15 protein-coding genes and 1 pseudogene are annotated in these 24,110 nt (G+C 66.0%); 6 read left to right on the plus strand and 10 right to left on the minus strand.

Features of this window, described 5'->3' with window-relative positions; all coding sequences use genetic code 11:
- The first annotated feature begins 50 nt into the window (after positions 1–50).
- A complete protein-coding gene (locus tag CR105_RS13850; RefSeq protein ID WP_099789045.1) occupies positions 51–1,958 on the plus strand; it encodes a hybrid sensor histidine kinase/response regulator in 1,908 nt (635 codons plus the stop codon).
- A 34-nt stretch (positions 1,959–1,992) separates the two neighbouring features.
- On the opposite strand, the gene CR105_RS13855 is transcribed toward CR105_RS13850, so the two are convergent.
- The 3 genes from CR105_RS13855 to CR105_RS13865 all read right to left on the minus strand — a co-directional run bounded on the left by CR105_RS13855 (position 1,993) and on the right by CR105_RS13865 (position 4,593).
- Positions 1,993–3,369, minus strand: a complete 1,377-nt coding sequence (locus tag CR105_RS13855; protein WP_180288190.1) for an ATP-binding protein — start codon at positions 3,367–3,369, stop codon at positions 1,993–1,995.
- A 157-nt stretch (positions 3,370–3,526) separates the two neighbouring features.
- Positions 3,527–3,916, minus strand: a complete 390-nt coding sequence (locus tag CR105_RS13860) for a hypothetical protein (protein ID WP_131021731.1) — start codon at positions 3,914–3,916, stop codon at positions 3,527–3,529.
- Between the two features lie 98 nt (positions 3,917–4,014).
- On the minus strand, positions 4,015–4,593 hold the full coding sequence (locus CR105_RS13865; protein WP_229413940.1) for a GNAT family N-acetyltransferase: 579 nt from the start codon (positions 4,591–4,593) through the stop codon (positions 4,015–4,017).
- A gap of 338 nt (positions 4,594–4,931) precedes the next feature.
- Between CR105_RS13865 and CR105_RS28895 the strand changes: the two genes are divergently transcribed.
- The 3 genes from CR105_RS28895 to CR105_RS29375 all read left to right on the plus strand — a co-directional run bounded on the left by CR105_RS28895 (position 4,932) and on the right by CR105_RS29375 (position 10,185).
- Positions 4,932–5,432 carry a hypothetical protein gene (locus tag CR105_RS28895; protein WP_229413941.1) on the plus strand — a complete coding sequence of 167 codons (501 nt, stop codon included), beginning with the start codon at positions 4,932–4,934 and terminating at the stop codon, positions 5,430–5,432.
- 244 nt (positions 5,433–5,676) lie between these two features.
- On the plus strand, positions 5,677–8,091 hold the full coding sequence (locus CR105_RS13875; protein WP_099789048.1) for a catalase: 2,415 nt from the start codon (positions 5,677–5,679) through the stop codon (positions 8,089–8,091).
- A gap of 378 nt (positions 8,092–8,469) precedes the next feature.
- Complete coding sequence (locus tag CR105_RS29375; protein WP_307189626.1) at positions 8,470–10,185, plus strand: methyl-accepting chemotaxis protein; 1,716 nt, start codon at positions 8,470–8,472, stop codon at positions 10,183–10,185.
- Between the two features lie 250 nt (positions 10,186–10,435).
- Here the strand turns inward: CR105_RS29375 and CR105_RS13885 are convergent.
- A pseudogene (locus tag CR105_RS13885) lies at positions 10,436–11,276 on the minus strand (IS1595 family transposase); the annotation flags it as partial.
- Positions 11,277–11,693: 417 nt separating this feature from the next.
- Here CR105_RS13885 and CR105_RS29380 point away from each other — a divergent pair.
- The gene (locus tag CR105_RS29380; protein WP_099789051.1) at positions 11,694–13,391 is read left to right on the plus strand and encodes a methyl-accepting chemotaxis protein; all 1,698 of its coding nucleotides are present in this window, start codon (positions 11,694–11,696) and stop codon (positions 13,389–13,391) included.
- Here CR105_RS29380 and CR105_RS13895 read toward each other — a convergent pair.
- A complete protein-coding gene (locus CR105_RS13895; protein ID WP_099789052.1) occupies positions 13,388–14,590 on the minus strand; it encodes a hypothetical protein in 1,203 nt (400 codons plus the stop codon). The genes CR105_RS29380 and CR105_RS13895 overlap by 4 nt on opposite strands.
- A 1-nt stretch (position 14,591) precedes the next feature.
- Complete coding sequence (locus CR105_RS13900) at positions 14,592–15,260, minus strand: ribonuclease T2 family protein (RefSeq protein ID WP_180288191.1); 669 nt, start codon at positions 15,258–15,260, stop codon at positions 14,592–14,594.
- Between the two features lie 197 nt (positions 15,261–15,457).
- On the opposite strand from CR105_RS13900, the gene CR105_RS13905 reads away from it, so the two are divergent.
- Positions 15,458–17,545, plus strand: a complete 2,088-nt coding sequence (locus tag CR105_RS13905) for a DUF6600 domain-containing protein (protein WP_099789053.1) — start codon at positions 15,458–15,460, stop codon at positions 17,543–17,545.
- 61 nt (positions 17,546–17,606) lie between these two features.
- Here the strand turns inward: CR105_RS13905 and CR105_RS13910 are convergent, their stop codons facing one another.
- Genes CR105_RS13910 through CR105_RS13925 form a run of 4 tightly spaced genes read right to left on the minus strand, consistent with a single transcriptional unit; the run spans position 17,607 to position 24,040 of the window.
- Complete coding sequence (locus tag CR105_RS13910) at positions 17,607–20,729, minus strand: efflux RND transporter permease subunit (RefSeq protein ID WP_099789054.1); 3,123 nt, start codon at positions 20,727–20,729, stop codon at positions 17,607–17,609.
- Between the two features lie 9 nt (positions 20,730–20,738).
- Entirely contained in the window at positions 20,739–21,893 is a 1,155-nt protein-coding gene (locus CR105_RS13915) for an efflux RND transporter periplasmic adaptor subunit (protein WP_099789104.1), read from the minus strand.
- 45 nt (positions 21,894–21,938) lie between these two features.
- Positions 21,939–23,327: an efflux transporter outer membrane subunit gene (locus CR105_RS13920; RefSeq protein ID WP_099789055.1), complete on the minus strand. Its 1,389-nt coding sequence runs from the start codon at positions 23,325–23,327 to the stop codon at positions 21,939–21,941.
- Positions 23,324–24,040: a CerR family C-terminal domain-containing protein gene (locus tag CR105_RS13925; RefSeq protein WP_099789056.1), complete on the minus strand. Its 717-nt coding sequence runs from the start codon at positions 24,038–24,040 to the stop codon at positions 23,324–23,326. Before CR105_RS13925 ends, CR105_RS13920 begins: the two co-directional genes overlap by 4 nt.
- Positions 24,041–24,110 lie beyond the last annotated feature (70 nt).

Consider the following 24,110-nt stretch of genomic DNA (forward strand, 5'->3'; position numbering starts at 1 on the left):
TTGAGCCTTCCAATACGAGCGGAGCGTCCCCAAGCCTGACCCCTACCAACATGCCAAGCACTTCTGCCACTCCCTTTCACGTCGCCACCGACCGGTTCCGCCTGTTTGTCGACGGCGTGACCGATTACGCCATCTACATGCTCTCGCCGGAAGGCATCGTCAGCAGCTGGAATGCCGGCGCCCAGCGCTTCAAGGGTTATGCGCCGGACGAAATCATCGGCCAGCACTTTTCCCGGTTCTACACCGAGAAAGACCTGGCGACCGGCCTGCCGGCACGAGCGCTGGAGACGGCCTGCTCGCAGGGCAAGTTCGAAGACGAGGGATGGCGCGTGCGCAAGGACGGCACGTCGTTCTGGGCCAGCGTCGTGATCGATCCGATCTACGACGGCGGCGGCGCGCTGCTCGGTTTTGCCAAGATCACCCGCGATATCACCGCCCGCAAGCGCGCCGCCGAAGCGTTACACGCCAGCGAGGAGCGCTTCCGCCTGCTCGTGCAGGGCGTCACCGACTACGCCATCTACATGCTGTCGCCGGAAGGCCTGGTCACCAACTGGAACGCCGGCGCCAGGCGCATCAAGGGTTACGAGGAAGCGGAGGTGCTCGACACCCATTTCTCGCGCTTCTATGTCGACGAGGATGTGGCCGCCGGCGCGCCGATGACGGCGCTCAAGCGGGCGGTGGCGGAAGGGCGCTATGAAAGCGAGGGGCTGCGCGTGCGCAAGGACGGCTCGCGCTTCTGGGCCCACGTCGTCATCGACCCCATCCACGACGAGCTCGGCACGCTGCTGGGCTTTGCCAAGGTCACGCGCGACATTACCGAGCGGCGCCAGGCGGCGCAGGAACTGGAGCGGGCCAATCTGGCGCTGTTCCAGTCGCAAAAGCTCGAAGCGATCGGCAAGCTGACCGGCGGCGTGGCGCACGACTTCAACAACTTGCTCAGCGTGGTCGTCAACGGCCTCGGCATCCTGCAGCGCCGCTTGGTCGAGCCGGAAGACGTGCGCATCCTCGACGCCATGACGCGCGCGGCCGCGCGCGGCGCCACGTTGACGCAGCAGTTGCTGGCGTTCGCGCGGCGCCAGCCGCTCAAGCAGGAGAACCTGGACCTGAACGAGGTGATCGGCTCGTTCGAGGAAGTGCTGCGGCGCGCCGGCAAGACGTCGGTCGATTTCACGCTGGACCTGGCGGCCCAGTTGCCGGCGGTCAGGATCGACGCCGCCCAGCTCGAAGCGTCGCTGCTGAACCTGATCGTCAACGCGCGCGACGCCACCGCCGACGGCGGCACCATCTGCCTGCGCACCGCGGTGGCCGACCTGGCCGCCGGCGAAGTGAGCACCCTGCCGGCCGGGCGCTACGTAATCGTCGAAGTGGCCGACAGCGGCGAAGGGATGAGCAGCGAGACGCTGGCCAGGGCAGTCGAGCCGTTCTTCACCACCAAGCCGGTCGGCAAGGGAACCGGCCTGGGCCTGAGCCAGGCGTATGGACTGGCCCAGCAATCGAAGGGCGACCTGGTGCTGCGCTCGGTCGTCGGCGAGGGCACCCAGGTGGCGTTCTATCTGCCGGCGCTGGGCGACGGCCAGCCGGCCACCGCGGTGGCGTCAACGGCCGAAAAAGCCTTGGTGGTCGACGACCAGGATGACGTGCGCGAGATGGCGGTGGCGCTGTTCGGCACCCTCGGCTATCACGTGATCTCGGCCAGGAACGGCATCGAAGCACTCGAGGCGCTGAAAAACGACAGGCAGATCGACGTGCTGTTTTCCGACGTCGTGATGCCGGGAATGAGCGGCATCAGCCTGGCGCGCCAGGCGCGCCTGCTGGCGCCGTCGCTGAAGATCATCCTGGCGTCCGGCTATGCGTCGGACGCCGCCGGCGACGAGAAGTCCGCCGTCGACGAGTTCCCGCTGATTGCCAAGCCCTACACGCTGGCGCAGATCCTGAAAGAACTGCGGGCGGCGCCATGATGCCGTTCGGCTGCCGCGACGGCGCCGCCGCCGCTTAAGCCGGCTGGGAGCAGGCCGGCTCGATCACCGGCATGCGGACGGTAAAGGTGCTGCCGCGGTTCCTGCCTTCGCTCTCGGCGGTGACGGTGCCGTCATGCGCTTCGACCAGGTTTTTCACCAGCGCCAGGCCGAGCCCGAGGCCGCCGCCCTGACGGTCGGACGTCCGCTCGGCCTGCACGTACAGGTCGAACAGGTTCGGCATCAGGTCTGCGTGCACGCCGATGCCGTTGTCGACGACCCTGATCGCCATTGCGCCGACGTTCACTTCCAGCGTCACGTGGATGCGGCCGCCGTCCGGCGTGTAGCGGATCGCGTTGGTCAGCAGGTTGCTGACCACCTGCAGCATGCGCGTGCGGTCGCCGTGGACGATGACGGGCCCGTCCGGCAGCGACACACCGAGGGCGTGCCCCTTGCCGGCAGCGGCGGTGGCGACCTGTTCGACCGCACCGCTGATCACTTCGGCGATGTCGAGCGGCGCCTTGTCGATGACGACCAGGCCACGGCTGACGCGCGAGACGTCCAGCAAGTCTTCCACCAGCCGGCTCATGTGGCCCACCTGGCGGCTGATCACCTGGCTCATCTTGGCTGTCTTGTCCGGCTCGTCCGGTCCGGCCTGCAATAATTGCGCGGCCATGCTGGCGGCCGACAGCGGCCCGCGCAGTTCGTGGCTGAGGATGGCGAGGAACTCGTCCTTGCTGCGGTCGGCGCGCAACAGTGCGTCGGCCTTCTGGTCGAGCTGCACGTTGAGCGCCTCGATGCGGCGGTTGGTCTCTTCCAGCCGGGCGGTGACGATCAGCAATTCGTCCTGCCTGGCCTGCAGGGCATTGAGGGCTTCGGTCAGCTCGCGGTTCTGCTGGTTCGCTTCCGACAGCGCGACATTACTCGGCAGTACGTCGAGCTGGGACAGCAGCTTGTCGATCGCCGCCGACGTCATCCGCGCCGTGCCGGCCGGCATCGTCTTGCACATGAAAATGGCCGTGCCGATGTCCTCGCCGGTGCGGATGTCGAAGCGGTCCATCAGGCGCCGCGCCGCCAGGATGCCCAGTCCCATGCCGGTCGTCGACCGGTAGCGCCCGCCGAGGATCTCGTCGATATTGCCGATGCCGGGCCCGCGGTCTTCCACCGCCATCATCAGGTGCTGACGGCCATTGTCCTGCGTCACCGAAAACGTCACCGTGCCGATCACCGCATAATTGAAGATATTGCGCGCCAGTTCCGACACGACGGTGGCGATGCGTGCCTGGTCGAGCGCGGTAAAGCCGCACAGCGAGGCAATCTGGCGCGCCCGCTGGCGACTGGCGATGACGTCGAATTCGCTCTGGACGGCAAGCGTCAACACCGCCTGGGTCGCTGCGAAAGGAAATGGGGACACGGCACTTTGCATGGTTCAGTTCGTAACGAACGAGGAGGACAACGCCGAAACGACCCGGCCTGGCGGACATCGCGTTCAGCGGCGGAAAAGGCTTGTCGCAGGAATTATATCCGAGCGCCACGGCGTCGGTGCCGCCGCGCCCATTTCGGCTTGGCGATCAGCTGATTTCGATGATGAAGTAGGTGTCGGCGTTTTCGCTCGACATTTTCCACGGTCCGTCGCGTTTTACCGCCGGCATGGAAAACGGCCGCACATTGCCGGCGGAATTGCTTTTCCACTGATCGAGGAACCAGCTGCCGTCCGGATCCTTTTGCAGGATGTAGGAGTCTTGCGGTTTGTTCGACGCGTCCAGGCCGTTCGGTTCGATCGGCGTGACGCGCGCGATATTGGCCCAGAAGATACGGTCGCGGTTGGCGTCGTCGCTTTTAATCCAGCGGCCCGTATGCGGCATGCCTGGCGACAAGAATCGTCCCAGCGTACCGAACTGGCGTGAGCCGCCCTTGCCCTGATCGGGTGGCGTGGCGACTCTGGAATAGTGAAACGTCATGGCTGATTTCCTCTTAGCTGCAACAGTATGGCGATTATTCCACTCGGTTTCCAGTGGAAATTGCGAACGATCAGATCGATTGGTCATCGTAGCCACACTCAAGCGTGCACATCGAGCCGCAAACTCATGGTGGTATAAGAAAAGGAGTTGCCATCTATTCTATACATGTCGGCGATCTCGCCGGCCGTGATGAAGCCGGCCCGCCGGTACAGCGCCAGCGCGGCCCGGTTCTCGCTGATCACTTGCAGGTCGATCCAGGCGAGCCGCGCTTCCTCGGCCGCCCAATGGCGCGCATGGCCGATCAGCGCGGCGCCCAGTCCGGCGCGGCGGCTGCCGCGGTCGACCCCGATGCCCAGCAGGCAGCGGTGACTGGTCAAGCCATCCGCGTGCGAACGCAAATCGATATGGCCGATGATGCGGCCCCGCGGCGAGCGCGCCACCCAGGCGCGGCGCCAGCCGCGGCTGCCGACGGCAATATCGAGTCCATCGCGAAAGGCGCGCGCCCGTTCGGGCGGCATCGACGATGCGCGCTGCGGCAATGGCTGAAAGTAGCCGGCCTCGCCGCCGTTGTCGGCCAGGTGGTCGTTCAGGTACGTGACGAATTCGCTAAAGTCGTCGGTGCCGAGTGCTTCGATAGCACAGCCGCTGTGGTTGGCGGCGTACGGCTCTGTTTTCACGTTCCCCCCGAATGATCGCGTGGTGCTTGTAGTTTATGCAATTCAGCAACTGATGTCTACATGGCAATAGGCATTTAATTTAGAAAATATTCGGACCGTGTGTAACAGGAATTTGTACTTTCCTGCTAGAAAGCCGACGTTAGCGCTATTTTCCGATCTGTTAGCTACCGCACGGTGACAACATTGCAAATCCGTTATTTTTTAGGTTCGATGCAAAGAAATGGGATAAGTACCTTAGGCGTCCGCGAGAAGCGTGCGCAATCAGGGAAAGAGAAAGTAGTGAGGGGTCAGTTTTCGCTCCACGCCGTGCAGGTTAATTTTATAAAAGGGAATACATCATGGATAACCAAAAAAACAACGACGGTAGCGCGCGCGACACCGGCCGCGAAGGCGCAGGCAGCAGCATGGGCAAGGACATGAGCAAAGACATGGGCAAGGATTCCGGCCTGCCACGCAGCACCGGCGGCACGGGCGGCAGCACCGTCGGCGCGACCAGCGGCGCCAGTGTCATCGACAAGGCCAAGGACATGGCGCGCGACGCCACCAAGGACATGCCGACCAGCGCCGACATGCACAAGTCGATCGACAAGGCGGCCAATGCTGCCCAGCCAGTGGTTGACCGCCTCGCCACTTCGGCCCACGCCGGCGTCGACAAGCTCACCGGTGCGCTGTCCGGTGCCGGCGCCACGATGGACGAAAAATCGCGCCAGCTGACCGAGGCCGCCCAACGCCTGACCGACAGCGGCCGCGAATACGTGCGCACCAGCCCGATGACGTCGCTGGCCGTGGCTGCCGGCGTCGGCTACCTGCTGTCGAAGATCTTCGGCGGCCGCCGTTAAATAGTCCCGCCTGACGCAGTACGCTCCCGGTCGGACAGACCGGCCGGGAGCGTTTGCCCGCAACAACGCACGAACGTAGATCCACGACGAACCACAATGCAAGCTCAATTGGCCACTTCAGACATCGATCCGCGCGCCGTCAACCATGCGCGCGAGTTGCGTTCAGGTGTGTCGTGGCGTGTGATCGCCCTGTTCACCTGATTGCCAGGTGTCTCAATGTTGAAATCAATATCCGAGGTGTTTAATGGTTACACGTAAGAAAAACGGCACGTCGGTCGACGGCGCTGGATCAATTCTGAGCACGGTGTCCGGTCCGTCGACCGCGCAGCCGCCGACGAGCATGGGTTCGAAGAACCCGGTGGCCGAGCTGTTGCGGGTCAAGACCGTCGCCGGCCAGGAGCTGTCGGCCGAAATGCCGTTCAATCCGACCAAGCCAGGTGAATATGGCGAGGCGTCGCGCAACCCGCAGCCGGGTGACACGCACACGCCGGCGACGCCGGCTGCCACCGGCAGCACCAATACCGAGACGATTCCCTCGGCCAAGGTCGGCAGCGGCGTGCCGCCGGCCGGCGCCAACCCGACCAACGAACCGCTCGACCGCGTACGCGTCGACGGCGCCGGACAGGGGCTGACCACCAACCAGGGCGTGCCAGTTGCCGACAACCAGCATTCGCTGAAGATCGGCCTGCGCGGCCCGACCGCGCTGGAAGACTTCATCCTGCGTGAAAAAATCACCCACTTCGACCACGAGCGCATTCCCGAGCGCGTGGTGCATGCGCGCGGTTCAGCCGCGCACGGCTACTTCGAGGCGTACAAGGACCTCAGCGAGCTGACCCGCGCTTCGCTGTTTAGCGAGGCGGGCAAACGCACACCGGTGTTCACCCGTTTTTCCACCGTCGCCGGCGAGCGCGGCTCGGCCGACACTGTGCGCGACGTGCGCGGCTTTGCCGTCAAGTTCTATACCGACGAAGGCAACTGGGACCTGGTCGGCAACAACATGCCGGTCTTCTTCATCCAGGACGCAATGAAGTTCCCCGACCTGGTGCACTCGGTCAAGCCGGAGCCGCACCACCAGATGCCGCAGGCGTCCAGCGCGCACGACACGTTCTGGGACTTCGTCTCGCTGATGCCCGAATCGACCCACATGCTGATGTGGGTAATGTCTGACCGGGCCATTCCGCGCAGCTACCGCACGATGCAAGGTTTCGGCGTGCACACCTTCCGCATGCTCAACGCCGCGGGTGAATCGCGCTTCGTCAAGTTCCACTGGAACCCGGTGCAAGGTACCCACTCGTTGGTGTGGGACGAGGCCGCCAAGATCACCGGCGCCGATCCCGACTTCCACCGCCGTGACCTGTGGGAAGCGATCGAGGCGGGCGCGTTTCCGGAATGGGAACTGCAGCTGCAAGTGTTCACCGAGGATCAGGCCGCCGCGTTTGAATTCGACGTGCTCGATCCGACCAAGATTATCCCCGAGGAAATGGTGCCGCTGGTCGCAGTGGGCAAGATGGTGCTGAACCGTAATCCGGACAATTTCTTCGCCGAGACCGAGCAGGTGGCCTTCTGCACCGCGCACATCGTGCCGGGGCTCGACTTCTCCAACGATCCGTTGCTGCAGGGACGCATCCACTCGTACGTGGACACGCAGATCAGCCGCCTTGGCGGACCGAATTTCCATGAAATTCCGATCAATGCACCGGTTGTCCAGGTACAGAACAACCAGCGCGACGGCATGCACCGCCAAGCCATCAACCGCGGCCGCGTCAACTACGAGCCGAACTCGCTCGGCGGCGGCTATCCGGCCCAGGTCGGTTCACGCGGCTTCACCAGTTTCCGTGAGCCGGTGGCCGAAGACAAGGTGCGCGGCAAGCCGGAACTGTTCGCCGATCACTATTCGCAGGCGCGCCTGTTCTACAACAGCCAGACGCCGGTCGAGCAGTCGCACATTGCCGCCGCCTACCGCTTCGAGCTGACGCGCGTGCAGACGCCGGCGGTGCGCGAACGCGTGCTGGCGAACCTGGTCAATGTCGACCCTGTGCTGGCCGCCGCGGTCGCGCACGGGCTTGGCATGGAAGTGCCGCCGGCGTTGCCGATGGCCACCGACCGGCCGCTGCCGGAGTACGATCCGTCGCCGGCGCTGTCGCTGCTGAGCCGGCCGGGCGAGACCGGCATCAAGACGCGCAAGGTGGCCATTCTGGTCGCCGCCGGCGTCGACGGCGCTAGCGTGCGCACGATTTACGCGTCGTTGCTGGCCGACGGTGCGGTGCCACGGGTGGTCAGCAGCCAGCTCGGCAAGGTGAAGACGTCCGACAATGGCGCCCTCGACATCGAGATCACGCTCGAAGCCGGCCCGGCGGTGCTGTACGACGCGGTGGTGGTGCCTGACGGCGAGGATAGCGTGAGCGCGCTGAGCCGTGACGCCAACGCGCTCGACTTCGTGCGCCAGCAGCATCGCCACTGCAAGCCGATCATGGTGGTGGGCGCCGGCGCCGGGCTGTTGCAGGCAGCCGGCGTGCCGGCCACCTTGCCGGACGGCTCGGAAGATCCGGCGCTGATCGGCACCCACAGCGAGACCTTGCCAAACGCGCTGGCCGCGTTCAAGGACGCGCTGGCAGGGCACCGTTCGTTCGGCCGCGAGACCGATCCGCCGATGGTGTAAGCCGATCGGTTGCAATAAAAAACGCCAGCATCATGCTGGCGTTTTTTTTTAACCCCGCCTTCGCGCGAACATGCAGGCGCCGTGCCGCTGGGTGCGGGAAAGCCACATATTTACCACTTCGTCAATATATTCATAGGCATTTCGCCAATAACCCTTTTGTTTCCTTTGGTAAATGTATAAGATCATTTCGGTAGCGTTGAAGGTGACCGCCTTCGATGGCCCAGATCCCACTTTCCAGCCTAAACGCCGCTGCGAGTGAGCATCACCTTCCCTGCGAACAATCGGTTCGCCCAGTTCTCCCTTCTTCCTCTGCCACGTCCCCCATCATTGGACGGGTCGCCCCCCTATGCCCCTCCGTTCGCGGCACAGCGTCAACCAATGAAAGAACAATCCACAATGTTTAACGACCTGACCATTAAAACCCGGCTCGCCTTCGTCATCGGACTATTGTGCCTTGTTTCACTGTCGATCGGACTGCTGGGTCTGCGCGGACTCGGCCAAACCAAAGATGCGCTAGAAACGGTCTACAACGATCGCCTGGTGGCCATGGGGCAACTGAGCGAAGCGTTAACGCTGATCCAGCACAACCAGACCGTGCTGGCGCTTGCCGTCGGAGGCGATCCGGAGCAATTCGCTGCGACAATCGATGATGTGGAGCAGCGCTCGAAGGCCGCCACCATAGTCTGGCAGCAGTACATGGCAACTTTCCTCACGCCCGAAGAGAAAGTACTGGCATTGGCGTTCAGCGACAGGCGCATGAAGTATCTCGACGACGGCCTCAAACCGGTGATCGCCGCATTGCGCGCCAAAGATGTACCGACCGTTGTGGCGTCGATGCACGGCGCCATGACAACGTCGTTTCAGCCGGTGCAAACGAGCATGAAAGCGTTGATGCAGCTGCAACTCGATGTCGGCAAGAGCGAGTACGACGCCGCTGGTGCGCGCTACCGAAGCGCGAAGATGGTCGTGGCGGGCCTGATCGGTGTCGGCCTGCTCGCCGGCATGTCGGTCGGTTACTTCCTCATCAGCGGCATTACCCGCTCGCTGGGCGAAGCGCTGCGCATCGCCGAAAACGTTGCCGCTGGCAATCTGACTGAACAGATCCGCATCGAATCGAATGACGAAATCGGCCATCTGCTCGCCGCGCTGGCCAAGATGAACGACGGGCTGGTGTCTATCGTCTCCGAAGTGCGCAGCGGCACCGACATGATCGCCACCGCGTCAGGCGAGATCGCCGCCGGCAACCAGGATCTGTCGAGCCGTACCGAGCAACAGGCCAGTTCGCTCGAAGAGACCGCCGCGTCGATGGAAGAACTGACCTCCACCGTCAAGCAGAATGCCGACAACGCGCGCCAGGCCAACGTGCTGGCCGAATCGGCGTCGGCAGTGGCCTCGAAAGGCGGCGAAGTGATCGGTCAGGTGGTGGCGACGATGGAGGAAATCAACGATTCGGCGCGCAAGATCGTCGATATCATTTCGGTGATCGACGGCATCGCGTTTCAGACCAACATCCTGGCGCTGAACGCGGCGGTCGAAGCGGCGCGCGCCGGCGAACAGGGCCGCGGTTTCGCGGTGGTGGCCACAGAAGTGCGCAGCCTGGCACAACGCTCGGCGGCCGCGGCGAAAGAAATCAAGACGCTGATCGGCAATTCGGTCGAGCGCGTCGATGCCGGGAGCAAACTTGTCAACGAAGCCGGCGCGACCATGACCGATATCGTCGACAGCGTGCGCCGCGTCACCGACATCATGGGTGAGATCACCTCGGCCAGCCAGGAGCAGACCGCCGGCATCGACCAGATCAACGTGGCGATTTCGCAGATGGACCAGGTCACCCAGCAGAATGCAGCGCTGGTGGAACAGGCCTCGGCTGCGTCGGAAGCGATGCAGGAGCAGGCCGCCAAGCTGGCGCTGGTGGTCAGCGTGTTCCAGCTCGACAATTCGACGATGACTGCCGCGCGCATCGCGCCGCGTCCGGCCAGGCGCGCCGTCAGCGCGCCGCCGCGTCCGGCCAGGGCTGCGGCGTTGGCGCGCATCGCCCCGGCGAAAGCGCGCGTGGCCGCCACCGTCAAGGCGGACGAGTGGGAAGAGTTCTAAGGGCTTGGCCCGTCCAGCGCCCGCAGCAGGACCGCTTTCTGTTCCTGCCCGGGCCATCCGGATTGGCACGACAACGCCGGCATCGCGCAGCTCGAGCAGATAATTTCGCGCCGACGACACCGAACAGTCGAGACAGGCGGCGACCGTTAAGTCACCCAGGCCGCGTACCGACAACTCGGCGATCAGCGCATCGAGCCGTTCGATGCGCAGCAGGCCGCGGCGGTCGCGCCAGATCACTCCGGCATCGTCCACGCGTTTCCGCTCCACGCAGCCATTGCTTGAACCGGCTGTGATAGGCGTTGACGTTTTGCACGTGCAGCTCGCCGTCCACCCGCACCCCTGCCGACAGGGTTGAGCGCGTGGTGAGCGATACCGCTCACCCTGGCAAACACCCGGTAGGCAGCATGGCCGTCGGTCACCAGCAGGATAGCGCTGTCCACCGCCGGTCGCAGGCAACGCTGCAATTGGGCGTGCCGGAGCGGGGCCCGGCCGGTGACGAAGTCGACCGTTCTGCCGCTGCGGTCACGCGCCACCAGGATGCAGTCGTGCTCACGCGAGATGCCGCGACGCCGGGCCGATCCGCCACGCCGGCGCGGCTGCCGGTCCATGTTGCGCGATTCCTTTTGCGACTCGAGCAGGTACGTCTCGTCGGCTTCGGTGATGCCAGACAGGGGGCCAACGCGGTCGTGCCTGGCTTGCATCAGGAAGCGGTGGCGCCAGCGAAAACTGGTGTTCTTGTGGACACCGGCTAGCGCCGCGGCGCGGCGTACGGTGTTGGAGTGCAGCATGCTGTCCAGGTAGGTCAGCCATTTGCCGCGGTGGCGCAGTCTGGCCAGCGGCGTGCCGGTCAATGCGTTGCAGCTGCGGGCGCAGGCGACGCAGCGGTGGCGTTGCAGCCCGTGCGCCTGGCCGTGGCGTTGCAGGCGCCTGGAGCCACAATGGGGACACGCTTGGCGCCAAGTCGTTTCGATCAACGCGCAAGTCTGCTCGCGCAGCGACGTACTGTTCAAGCAAGCAGCAAGGTCGGTTCGCTGACGCAGCGTCAGCGTAGCGGCCTGCTCGATAAACTGCCTGAACTTGCGCGACTCCACCAGGTCTCCCAACGCGATAAGTTTGGTTCAGACCTCAACGGTTGAGCGTTAGTTCAAAATCCCCCACCTAACGGTGACATAGCCATTTTTTCGCAGGTGCCGGCATTCCGACAAAAAACGACACTTTTGCGACTTCATTGAAAATTTGCGAGGCAATTGCCAAGAGGATATTTTGTTTCCGCAGATAAATGGGTATCCTGATTTTCACGCAGCATCCACGGCCTATCCAGCCCGCGATGACGACATCCATGTTCCGCGGCCTAAAAGCCGCTGCCGCTGAACATTGCCTGCAAGCGACCTATCCGGTCGCCCAATCTTGCTCCATTCGTCGTCGAAGCGTCCGCCATGGCATGGCCGGCGTCAGCACTTTTCTGCCCCCTTTATCTGCGGCGTTGCGTTATTTAGTGAGAATTCACCATGTTCAAGAACCTGACCATCAAAACCCGGCTTGCCTTCGTCATCGGCCTGCTGTGCCTTATTTCGCTGGCCATCGGCCTGTTCGGCCTGCGCGGCCTGTCCCAGACCAACGATGCGCTCGAAACGGTCTACACCGATCGCCTGTTGGCCGTTGGCCAACTTGACGAGACGCTGACATTGGTCCAGCAGAACCAGACCACGCTGGCGCGCGCCGTCAGCGGCGATCCGGAGAAATTCGCCGCGGCGATCGACGACGTCGAACGGCGCTCGCAGGCCATCGCCGCCGTCTGGGACCAGTACATGGCAACGTCCCGGACGCCCGAGGAAAAGACACTCGCATCGACATTTGCCGAAACGCGCAAGAAAAATATGGAAGACGGCATCAAGCCGACCATCGCCGCGCTGCGTGCCAACGACGTGCCCGCTGCGGTAGCGCTGATCCAAGGCGCCATGGTGACCACGTTTCCACCGGTGCGGGCAAGCATGAAGGCGCTGATCAAATTGCAGCTCGATGTCGGCAAGAGCGAGTACATCGCCGCGGTTGCGCGTTACGAAACGGCCAAGATCGTCTCGATCGGCCTGATCGGCGCCAGCGTGCTGGCCGGCCTGTCGATCGGCTACTTCCTCATCAGCGGCATTACCGGCTCGCTGGCCGAAGCACTGCGTGTGGCCAATAGCGTCGCCGCCGGCAACCTGACCGAAGAGATCCGCATCGACAGGAACGACGAAATCGGCCAGCTGCTCGCCGCGCTGGGCAAGATGAACCAGGGCCTGGTCGACATCGTGTCCGAAGTGCGCAGCGGCACCGACATGATTGCCACCGCGTCAGGCCAGATCGCCGCCGGCAACCAGGACCTGTCGAGCCGTACCGAGGAGCAGGCCAGTTCGCTCGAAGAAACCGCCTCGTCGATGGAAGAACTGACCTCCACCGTCAAGCAGAATGCCGACAACGCGCGCCAGGCCAACGTGCTGGCCGAATCGGCATCGGCGGTGGCGTCAAAGGGCGGCCAGGTGATCGGCCAGGTGGTGTCGACGATGGACGAGATCAACGATTCGGCGCGCAAGATTGTCGACATCATCTCGGTGATCGACGGCATCGCGTTCCAGACCAACATCCTCGCGCTGAATGCGGCGGTCGAAGCGGCACGCGCCGGCGAACAGGGCCGCGGCTTCGCCGTGGTCGCCACCGAAGTGCGCAACCTGGCACAGCGCTCGGCCGCCGCCGCCAAGGAAATCAAGACGCTGATCGGCAACTCGGTCGAGCGCGTCGATGCTGGCAGCAAGCTCGTCAACGAGGCGGGCACCACCATGACCGACATCGTCGACAGCGTGCGCCGCGTGACCGACATCATGGGCGAGATCACCTCGGCCAGCCAGGAGCAGACGTCCGGCATCGACCAGATCAACATGGCCATTTCCCAGATGGACCAGGTCACCCAGCAGAATGCAGCGCTGGTGGAAGAGGCCTCGGCTGCGTCGGAAGCGATGCAGGAGCAGGCCGCCAAGCTGGCGCTGGTGGTCAGCGTGTTCCAGCTCGACAATTCGAAAGTGGCTGCCGCGCGCATCGCACCGCCGCCGGCCAAGCGCGCCGTCAGCGCGCCGCCGCGTCCGGTCAAGGCAGCCGCTCCGGCGCGCATCGCCCCGGCCAAAGCCAGCGCGGCCGCGACCGCCAAGGCCGACGAGTGGGAAGAGTTCTAAGGGCTTAGCCCGTCCAGTGCCCGCAGTAGGACGGTTTTCTGTTCCTGCCCGGGCCATCCGGAGATCGTTTTCCGCACCCGGCCGTTTTCGAGAATAAAAAAGGCCGGCACGCCGACGACATCGACATCGGCCCATTCCTCCGCATTAAACGGTGCCCGCAACGCAAGTTGCGGGTATTTTGCGTTCCAGTCGGCCATGAATCGCGTCGGCACCGGCGTGCGTGGCAACGTCATCACCAGCAGGCCCGCGCCGCCCAGCCGCTCGTGCAGGGCGCGATCGCTACCGATCGCCTTCAATGCTTCCTCGGAAAATTTGCAGCCGGCATCGACTACCAGCACCACCTGAGTGCCGTACATGGGCGCTACCGCGTGCCGTTCCAACGTGTTGGCCGCGGCATCGAAGCGGTACAGGCTGCGACCGCGGAAGGACGCGCCGAGGGAATCGATTTCGCCGGGAATCGCTTCGCGCCCTCGGCGTGGATGCGCGTCTGCCACGGCACGCGCCTCGCCGAAACGGCGCCCGGCCAGCAAGGCGCGCACCATCGAATCGTCCAGCGTGCGCCGGGTATCGATGCCGCGGCGCCCGAATTCTGCGTAGATCGCACGCATCTGGCCGAGCGCCTGCGCGTCGCCGCTGCTCAAGACGACCTGGCTGGCCACATCGAACAGCAGCAGCAGGTCGGCGTGCTGGCGACTGCTCAGCGTTTGCGCTTGCAGGTAGGCAGCGAACGCAGCGTGGTAGTAGCGCGCCAGGTCGTCAGTACCGAGCGCGGTGCCCGCGTCGACGCTGGCCCAGCGTCTCTTTTCGTTGTCCTCATAATATTGTTTGAAAGCCTTGCCGGCCGCTTCGAGCGTGGTGGACGGCGCCGCAAAGCGCAGCGGCGCGCCGTCGTTCAGCATGCGGACCAACATGTCGGCGTAGCTTGCCGAATCGAGCAAGCGCAGCACACCGGCAATCTGCGCGGCGGTCAGTTCACGCACCAACGGCGTCGGGGAAAAACCGGATAGATCGCGTTCGCCCCACTTCAGGCTGTCGAGAAATACCTGTTTGCCGTGCGGCGTCAACGCGTCGAGCGCGGTCGGACCGGACGCCATCAGCATGGTCAGTTCGGCGCGCGAATGCACGGCCGGCTGCGCGCGCGCCGCGCCGGCCACGTACAGGGCGGCGAGCACGGCGCAGGCCACTGACCGGGCGATCATCTCAGCGCACGTTTTGCATGACGAACGTCGGCTGGCGGCAGGTGTTCATCGACCGGCGGATTTCGCCGTCGCTGCAGCTGGCCGAGGCGCCGCGCTTGTCGTAGCAGACGTGAATTTCACGCAGGAACCTGCCGCCGTCGGCGCAGAACGGCAGCACAGACTTGTCCGCGAGGCGCGGATTGGCGGCGCGAAACGCCTGCACGAATTCGCCGTAGCTGGCGCGCACCGGCTGCGCCGGACGCTGGTAGGGCGCCGGAATCGCCAGCTGTTTTTGCAGCTTTTCCGACAGCTCGAAGTAAGCCGCCGGATTGAGCCCGGAGCAGGTGCCGTGCTTGCTCCACTGGTGTCCGATCATTTTCGGCGACGGAAACAGCGGCGCATATCTCTGCTTGTCGCGCTCCGGCAGCCGCTCCGTCGAGCATTTCTGCGGATACCCTTTTTCATACTGCGGCCACAGACCGTGCAGCACGAAGCCGAGTTGCCGCCCGGTCGAGCACTGGTTCGCATCGTCGTGCGTGGCGCAGTACGACGGCGACCAGCTCAGCGCCACCGCGTAATGGTCGAAGCGCCCCGGTTCACCGGCGTCGCGTTCGTGACCAAACTGCTGGGCGCTGGCGCCGAGCGCGACGCACATCAAGGCGCTGGCAAGCAGTGTTCGCGCAAACGGCATGGATGACTCCTGGTGGTGAATTAGTTAACTAAAAGAAAAGTTTTACGCGTTACATTTTATAACGAGATGCGGTGCGCGCCCGGCTGTTTTAAACGTTAAATGGTGACATGGCAGCGTTCGCTGTCGAACCGAATTTTCTCAAGCTGGCCGCACGATGACGATGCGTTCCTGCCGCCCAATTCTTCAATCGAGGCGATATGAAAAATAATCCGACCTTCAAGCGCATCGCCTTTGCCGGCATTGGCGCCGTCCTGCTCGCTGCCGGCGCCCCGGCGCTGGCCGATCCACCGAGCCGCATCGCGCGCCTGGCATACATCAGCGGCCCGGTCAGCTTTGCGCCGGCCGGCGAAAACGACTGGGAAAACGCTGCCCTGAACACCACCCTGATCCCGGGCGACTGCCTGTGGGTGGAAAACGGTGCGCGCGACGAGGTGCAGATCGGCGGCGCCGCGCTGCGCATGGGCGGCGGCACGCTGGTGACGCTGGCGCAGCTGGCCGACCGGATGACGCGTCTGCAAATGGCGCAGGGCCGCATCAACGTGCGCGTGCGCTCGCTGCGTCCCAACGAAGTGGTTGAAATCGATACGCCCAACCTGGCATTGTCGATCCGGCAGCCGGGCGAGTACCGCGTTGAAGTCGACCCGGTCGGTAACGCCACCATGGTGGCGGTGCGGCGCGGCCAGGCCGACGTCTTCGGCGACGGCAATGCGCACCGCCTGGCCAGCGGCCAGGCCTACCGCTTTGGCGGCTCCGACCTGCGCGGCGCGCAGTACGCGCGTGCCGACATCGACGAATTCGACCGCTGGTCGACGTCGCGCGATCGCCGCCTCGAGCAGTCGCGCGCGGCGCGCTACGTCTCGCCGAACCTGGTCGGCTACGAAGACCTCGACGAGCAGGGCACCTGGCGCAGCGTGCCCACTTACGGCAATGTGTGGATGCCGTCGAACGTCGGCCGCGACTGGGCGCCGTACCGCGACGGCCACTGGTCGTACGTGCAGCCATGGGGCTGGACCTGGGTCGACAAGGCGCCGTGGGGCTTCGCCGTGTCGCACTACGGGCGCTGGGCGCGCTTTCCGCGAGGGTGGGGCTGGGTGCCCGGCCCGCGCGCGGCAACGCCGGTGTACGCGCCGGCGCTGGTTGCCTTCATCAGCATCGGCGGCGGCGCGTATTCGCAGCGCGAGCGTCCGGTCGCCTGGTTCCCGCTGGCGCCGCGCGAAGCCTACCGGCCGTCGTACCGTGCCAGCCCGGCCTACGTCACCAACATCAACATCACCAACACCACCTTTGCGCGCAACCAGGTGCCGCGCGACGGTCAGCGTGTCGACTACGCCAACCGCCGGGTGGGCGGCGCAGTGACGGCGGTGCCGCGGACCGCATTCATGCGCGAGCAGCCGGTGTCGCGTGCGGCCATCGCGCTGCCGGTGGCGGCGCTGGCCGGCGCCGCCATCGCCAACGCCGGGCCGGCAGCGCCGGAACGCGGCGCGCGCGGCCGCGGCGAAGCTGGCCGCCCGCCACCGCAAGCGGTGATCGCACGGCAGGCGCAAGCCAGCGCGGCGCCGCCTCCGGCGGCATTGCGGCGTGCTCCGACTCCGGTACCGCCGCCGGTCGCCGTGGCGCCGGACGCGCCGACCGAGCGTGCCGCGCGGCGCCAGGACAGGCGCGAGGCGCGCGATGAACGCAATGGGCGCGATAATCGCGATGGCCGGGATGATCGCGTTGACCGCAGCGGGCGCAATGACCGTAGTGGCCGCGAAGACCGCAATGACCGCAATGACCGCAATGACCGCAACGGCCGCGATGCGCATCCGCCTTCACCGCCGCCGCTGCCCCGCGCGCCCACGCCAGTAACGCCCGCGATCCCGGCCACGCCTGCCGTTCCGGCTGTTGCAGCTACCCCGCTGGCCCAAGCAAACGAGCGAGGCAACCGCCGCGAGGAACGGCGCGAGGCGCGTCCACCTGCGCCGCCGCCACTGGCGAACGCACCGACTCCACCGGCGCCGCCGCCGGCCGCGGCTCCAATTGCGCCGAACGACCGGGCCTCGCGGCGCGATGAAATCCGCCAGGCGCGCGAACAGCAGCGCCAGGAACGGCCGGCGCCAGCCGCGCCTCCGCCGGCGCCCCCGGTTGCGGCGCCAGCTGCCGCGCCGGTTGCCCCGCGTCCGCCCGAGCCGCCAAAGCCGGAACAGCCGCGTGCCGAACAGGCGCAGCAGCAAGCCGGCCAGAATGGCCGCGGCAATGAGAAGAGGGGAGAAAAGCGCGACCGGGATCGTCCCGAAAAGGACTGATGCCGGCGCTGAAAAAACGCGGCGCCAGTGATGCTGGCGCCGCGCGGTTTGGAAGAACTGCTTACTTCATCATGTCCACAACCGGTTCCGTCTTGACGACCACCGGCGGATTGCCGCGCATGCGGCGCATCGTCCGGCCGAGGAAGTGTTCGAAGTCGTCGACGACGGTGAACACGGCCGGCACCACCAGAAGGCTCAGCAGGGTCGACGTGATCAGGCCGCCGATGACCGCAATCGCCATCGGCGAACGGAAGCTCGGGTCGGCGCCCCAGCCCAGCGCCAGCGGCATCATGCCGGCGCCCATCGCAATGGTGGTCATGATGATCGGCCGGCTACGCTTGTGGCAAGCGTCGACCAGCGCGTCGAACCGGTTCATGCCGGCCTGGCGCGCCAGGATCGCGTAGTCGACCAGCAGAATCGAGTTCTTCGTCACGATCCCCATCAGCATGATCAGGCCGATCATCGACGGCATCGACAGCGCCTGCCCGGTGATCAAGAGCGCCACGAAGGCGCCGCCGATCGACAGCGGCAGCGCGGCCAGGATCGTGATCGGCTGCATGAAGTCCTTGAACAGCAGCACCAGCACGCCGTAGATGCACAGCACGCCGATCAGCATGGCGACGCCGAAGCTGGCAAACAGCGCCGCCATCTCCTGCGCGTCGCCCAGTTCGGCGATTTTCACCGATGCCGGCAGGTTCGCCATCGCCGGCAGCGCGCGCGCCTCGGCGTTGACTTCGCCCAGCGAGCGTCCCGACAGTTCCACTTCGAGCGTGACGTTGCGGCTGCGATTGAGCCGGTCGATCTGCGCCGGTCCGCTTTCCATCGTGATGTCGGCGACGTTGGCCAGCATGACCGGGCCGTTCTTGCCGGGCACCGTCAGGCGTCCAATGGCGGCCAGGTCGGCGCGTACCGCGTCGGGCAGCTTGACGCGGATCGGCACCTGGCGCTCCGACAGATTGAGCTTGGTCAGCGCGGTGTCGTAGTCGCCGGCGGTTGCCACGCGAACGGTCTCGCCGATCGCCGACGCCGTCACGCCCAGGTCCGCGGCCCTGGCGAAATTCGGCCGCACGATGATTTCGGGGCGCACCAGCGACGCGCTCGAGCTGACGTTGCCGACGCCCTTCAAGGTGCGCAGCTCGCGTTCGACCTGCTGCGCCGATGCGGTCAGGGCCACCGGGTCTTCGCTGCGCAGCACCAGCTGCATCTTGACGCCGGTGTCCGGCGGGCCGACGTTAAAGCGCGCGCCCGGAATCTGGTCGAGCCTGGCGCGGATCTGGCGCTCCAGCGCGTCCATCGATTCCTTGCGGTCGGTGCGGTGCAGCGTGGTCAGGGTCAGCACAGCGCGCCGTGCTTCGGCCGCCGCGCCAGGGGCGAATGCGTCGCCGCTGGAGCCGCCGCCGATCGAGCTGAATACGCCGGTGATGCCTTTCACCTGCATCGCCGCCAGGCGCGCCTGCTCGGCGACGACCCGCGTTTCCGCCAGCGTGGAGCCGGGCGGCAGTTCGAGGTTGATCTGCGTCTGGCCGCGGTCGGCCGGCGGCACGAAGCCGGTCGGCAGCAGCGGCACCAGCGCAATCGAGCCGATGAAGAACAGGCCCGACGCAATCGCCGTGATCAGGCGGTGGTTCAGGCACCACTTCATGGCGCGCATGTAGCGCTGCATGATCCAGCCGTCCTTTTCCTCGCGGTGCGCGGTCGGCTTCATGATGTAGGCCGCCATCATCGGCGTCAGCAGTCGCGCCACCACCAGGGAGGCGAGAATCGCCAGCACCGCGGTCCAGCCGAACTGCTTGAAGAACAGGCCCGGGATGCCGCCCATGAAAGCGGTCGGCAAAAACACCGCCACCAGCGCGAACGTCGTGGCGATCACCGCCATGCCGATTTCGTCGGCCGCTTCCAGCGCCGCCTGCATCGGCGTTTTCCCCATCCGCAGGTGGCGCGAGATGTTCTCGATCTCGACGATCGCGTCGTCCACCAGCACACCGACCACCAGCGCGAGCGACAGCAAGGTGACGGTGTTGAGCGTGTAGCCGAACAGGTACTGGCCGAGGAAGGCCGGAATCACCGACAGCGGCAAGGCGGCGGCCGCCACCAGCGTGGCGCGCCAGTCGCGCAGGAACCACCACACCACCAGGATCGCCAGCAGTGCGCCTTCATACAGCAGCTCCATCGAGCCGACGAAATTCTCTTCGACCGGCTTGGCGTTGTCGATCACTTCCTTGAGCACGACGTTGGCGTGCTCCGTCTGCAGCAACTTGATCGCTTCGCGCGCGCCGGCCGCCACTTCGACTTCGCTGGCGCCCTTGGTGCGGAATACTTCAAAGCCGACCACCCGCTTGCCATCGTGCTCGGCGAAAGAGCGCGGCTCGGACACCGTGTCGGTGACCTTGGCGACCTGGTCGAGGCGCACGCGGCGCCCGTCGGCCAGTGGAATGTCGAGCGCCGCCAGTTCGGCCGCGCTCTTGACGGTGGCGATCGTGCGCACCGATTGCTCGGCGCCGCTGACGTCGCCGCGCCCGCCCGGCGCTTCGCGCTGGACATTGCGCAGCTGGCGCGAGACGTCGACCGCGGCGACCTGCAAGCCGGCCATGCGCGCGTCGTCGAGTTCAACCCGCACCTCGCGCGTGACGCCGCCGACCCGCTTGACGGCGCCCACGCCGGGAACGCTGAGCAGCCGCTTGGCCACCGTGTTGTCGACGAACCAGCTCACTTCCTGGTCGTCCAGCCCGGCGTTACCGCGCCCTGCGGCCGCCTGCGCCACGAACGTCAGCACCACGCGCCCGGCGGTGGACGCCTTGGTGACGGTCGGGTCGCGCATCTCGGCCGGCAAGTCAGCCTTGACGCGCGCCACCGCGTCGCGCACGTCGTTGACGCCTTCGGCGATATTTTTCTCTAGGATGAATTCGACCGTGACCGTGGCCACGCCGTCGAGCACCTTCGAGTAGATGTTCTTCACGCCCTGCAAGGTGGCGACCGAATCCTCGATCTTGCGCGCCACTTCGGTTTCCAGCTGCGCCGGGGCAGCGCCGTCGAGCACCGCCGTGACGGTGACGATCGGCAGCTCGATGTCGGGGAAGTCCTGGACCTTGTTGGCCTTGTAGGCGAGCAGGCCCGCCAGCGACAGCAGGATGAACAGCATGATCGCCGGGACCGGGTTCTTGATCGATAGTGCGGAAAAATTCATGGCCAGTCCTTATTTCGCGGCGACGGCGGCGGCCGGCGCCGATGCTGGAGCGGGCACGTTGCGTACCAGGTCGCCGTCGTTGAGGAAGCCGGCGCCGCCGACCACCACCAGCGTCTCGGGCGTGAGGCCGCTGACCACTTCGATGCGGTCAGCCACGCGGCGCCCGGTCTGCACCTTGAGCTGGCTGACGCGCTGGTCGGCATTGAGGCGGAACACGTAGCTGAAGCCGTCGCGCACCACCACCGACTGCTGCGGCACCGTCATCGCGTCCGATATGCCCAGTTCGAACTGGCCGCTGGCGAACATGCCGGCCTTGAACGGCGCGCTCGCGCCCAGCATCGGCGGCAGGTCCACATATACCAGCGCGGAACGGGTCTGCGGATCGATGGTCGGCGCAATCATGCGCACGCGCCCCGTCAGCTCGGACCCATTGGCCGCCTTCACCAGCGCGCTGGTGCCCGGCTTGACGCGCGACAGTTCGGACGCCGTCACTTCGGCGCGCCACTCGAGGCGGCCCTGGCGGATCATGCGGAACAACTCGGTGCCGACGCCCACCACCGAGCCGACGGTGGCGGTGCGTGCCGAGATGACGCCGCTGTCGGGCGCCACCACCTGCGTGTACTTCAGGCGCAGCTGCTGCGCCGACAGTGTCGCTTGCGAGGCGGCGATGCGGGCATTGGCGGTCTGCTCGGCCGTCATGTACTGGCTGATCTGCTGTCCGCTGAGCGCGCCCGACGACTGCAGGGTGCGTGCGCGCGCCGCATTGGCCGCCGCTTCGGCAGCGTTTGCGCGCGTTTCCTGCAGCGCCGCGCGCGCCTGCGCCACGTCGGCGTTGACGCTGTCGGCGGAGAACACGGCCAGCACCTGGCCCTTCTTGACGATGTCGCCGACGTTGACGCGCACTTCGGTCAGGCGAAAGCCGCCGGTCTCACTGCCGATGATCGCTTCCTGCCACGCCACCACGTTGCCATTGGCGGCAAGCTTGATCGGCAGGCGCGCCGGCGACGCGCGCACGGTGGTGACGGTCAGCGCCGGCTTGGCCGCGCCGGGCTTCTTGTCGTCGGCCGCGATCGAGCTTGGCGACACGAGCAGCGTGGCGGCGGCGCAAGCGGCAACGACGCCGAGGACGAGGGCCGATGCAGGGTTGAGTAACAGGTTTTTCATGGTCTTGTTTCCGGGTTCGAGGCGCATCATGTTGATATCGGGATCTTAGTTAGCGGCTGCGGCGTTCCAGCCGCCGCCGGCGGCGCGGTACAGCGCGATCCACGCGCCGTTGCGTTCGCGCTGCAGGTTTACCAGCGCGATTTCGGCGGCCAGGTAAGTGCGGCGCGCGTCTTCCAGCTGCAGCAGGCTGGCCAGGCCGTTCTTGTACAGGTCTTCGGTGGCGCGGAACGAATAGCGGTAGCCTTCCAGCGCCACCTGGGCGTCGCCGCTGCGGCCGGCCGTGCTGTGCAGGGTGACCAGAGCATCCTCCACTTCGCGCACTGCCTGGCGCGCCACCGCGCGATAGGTGACGACGGCGTTGTCGTAGCGCGCACTGGCCGCGTCGACGTTGGCGGCTCGCGCGCCGGCGTCGAACACCGGTACCGTCAGCGCCAGCGGGCCGATGCTCCAGGTGTCGATGGTGGTGTTGACGCCGCCGCTGCGCAAGTTGCCGGCGCCGACCGATCCTTGCAACGTCAGGCGCGGATAGCGCTGCGACTGGGCGCTGCCGACGTCGAAGCTGGCCGCGGCCACTTCGCGTTCGGCGTTGAACACGTCGGGACGCTGCGCCAGCGTGTCGGCCGGCAGCGCGCTGATCTCGATCGGCGCCGCCGGCGTTGCCACCGCACTTATCAGCTTCTGGCGCAGTTCCGGTTCCGGCAGCGCCGTCAGCGCCACCAGCGCCTTGACGTCGAGGTCGCACAGCGCGCGCTGCAAGGTGGCGCGGGCCTTGCCTTCGGCCGCGCTGGCGCGCGCCAGCGCGGCGTTGGCCGGCGACTGGAAGCCGGCGTCGGTGGTCAGCTGGGTCAGGCGCGCGCTGTCGGCGCGCGAGGCCGCATCCTGGTCGGCCACCGCCAGCAGCATGCCGCAGGCGCGCAGCGCGTAGTACTGGTTGGCCACCTCGGCGGCGACCGAAACGCGCGCCTCGTGCCAGCCGGCCTGCGCGCCGACGAAGCGCTCGTCGGCGGCGCGCCGCTCGGCGCGGCGCCCGCCAAACAAATCGATCTCCCACGCCGCCTGGAACGCCGCCTGGCTGGTGGTACCCATCGGCAGGGCGCTTTGCTGGTTGCTGCGGATGATGCTGGCGCCGGCGTCGACCGACGGCAGCAGGGCCGCGCCGGCCGCCACGCGTTCGGCGCGCGACTGCGCGATGCGCGCGCGCGCCGTCGACACGTTCGGGCTGGCGCCCTGCGCCGCATCGATCAGCTGCACCAGCAGTGGATCGCCCTGGCGCTGCCACCAGCTGGCCAGGTCGGTCAGGCTGCCGTTGTGCGCGGGCGAGGCGAACCATTGCGGTGGCACCGGCGCGGCGACCCTTTGCGGCGGCGGCGACAGCGCGCAGGCGCACAGCGCGAGCGGAGCGGCAGCCGTCATCAGATTGCGAAATATCGTCATGCGTTCTTCTTTCGTGGCGGTGATGTTGGTGTCGTTGCGGCGGCGGCCAGGCGCGCCTGGTCGGCGTTGACCATCGCCTCTGCATAGTCGACCATGCGCGCCACCCAGCTGTCGAGGGCCGTGTCGCTGGCTAACAGCTGCGGGGAGATCTGGTCGATGACGTCGCGCGTGATCATCACCTGGGTGGCCAGGCCAACCACGCAAAACGCCAGCCGCGCCACGTCATCGCCGGTTTCGGCGATTCCCATGTGGCGCGCCAGCACCCGCACCAGGGCGGCGTGGGCCGGCTTGATGCCGTTGTCGATCTCGGCCAGCCACATGCCGGTCGGCTCGACCATTTCGCGGAACCACATGCGCATGCAAAGGCGCGCCAGGTCGCCCTGCTTGAGCGGCTCGAGCAGCATGACGTAGAAGCCGTGGAGCGACTCGCGCAGCGAGGCCTGCGGATTGGCAAAGACGTCCGTGTCCGAGGCGGTGCACGCATTGATTTCGCCGAACGCGGCGCGGTACAGGCCGGCCTTGTCGCCGAAGTAGTAGCTGATCGAGGCGATGTTGGTGCCGGCGGCGAGCGCGATTTCGCGCGTCGAGGTCTTGGCGAAGCCCTGTGCGGCGAACAGGCGCATCGCTGCCAGCAGCAAGCGCTGGCGCGACTGCGCGCCGTCCGACCGGGTCTTGCGGCCTTCGTCGTGGGTGTTGGTGCCGGATTCTTCCATTGACGGATTACACCACAAAAATGAAACGGCCGATATAACTAAATCGATTGTTTGATGTGCCGTTACATCT

Source organism: Massilia eurypsychrophila (assembly GCF_002760655.1).
Taxonomy (GTDB): domain Bacteria; phylum Pseudomonadota; class Gammaproteobacteria; order Burkholderiales; family Burkholderiaceae_D; genus JAFCUW01.

What these genes read in the sequence shown, in the direction of transcription:
- CR105_RS29375 (WP_307189626.1), top strand. Translation starts at nt 8,470, where the DNA reads ATGAAAGAACAATCCACAATGTTTAACGACCTGACCATTAAAACCCGG.
- CR105_RS13915 (WP_099789104.1), bottom strand. Translation starts at nt 21,893, where the DNA reads ATGAAAAACCTGTTACTCAACCCTGCATCGGCCCTCGTCCTCGGCGTC.
- CR105_RS13920 (WP_099789055.1), bottom strand. Translation starts at nt 23,327, where the DNA reads ATGACGATATTTCGCAATCTGATGACGGCTGCCGCTCCGCTCGCGCTG.
- CR105_RS13895 (WP_099789052.1), bottom strand. Translation starts at nt 14,590, where the DNA reads ATGATCGCCCGGTCAGTGGCCTGCGCCGTGCTCGCCGCCCTGTACGTG.
- CR105_RS29380 (WP_099789051.1), top strand. Translation starts at nt 11,694, where the DNA reads ATGTTCAAGAACCTGACCATCAAAACCCGGCTTGCCTTCGTCATCGGC.
- CR105_RS13900 (WP_180288191.1), bottom strand. Translation starts at nt 15,260, where the DNA reads ATGCCGTTTGCGCGAACACTGCTTGCCAGCGCCTTGATGTGCGTCGCG.
- CR105_RS13925 (WP_099789056.1), bottom strand. Translation starts at nt 24,040, where the DNA reads ATGGAAGAATCCGGCACCAACACCCACGACGAAGGCCGCAAGACCCGG.
- CR105_RS13905 (WP_099789053.1), top strand. Translation starts at nt 15,458, where the DNA reads ATGAAAAATAATCCGACCTTCAAGCGCATCGCCTTTGCCGGCATTGGC.
- CR105_RS13860 (WP_131021731.1), bottom strand. Translation starts at nt 3,916, where the DNA reads ATGACGTTTCACTATTCCAGAGTCGCCACGCCACCCGATCAGGGCAAG.
- CR105_RS13850 (WP_099789045.1), top strand. Translation starts at nt 51, where the DNA reads ATGCCAAGCACTTCTGCCACTCCCTTTCACGTCGCCACCGACCGGTTC.
- CR105_RS13910 (WP_099789054.1), bottom strand. Translation starts at nt 20,729, where the DNA reads ATGAATTTTTCCGCACTATCGATCAAGAACCCGGTCCCGGCGATCATG.
- CR105_RS13875 (WP_099789048.1), top strand. Translation starts at nt 5,677, where the DNA reads ATGGTTACACGTAAGAAAAACGGCACGTCGGTCGACGGCGCTGGATCA.
- CR105_RS28895 (WP_229413941.1), top strand. Translation starts at nt 4,932, where the DNA reads ATGGATAACCAAAAAAACAACGACGGTAGCGCGCGCGACACCGGCCGC.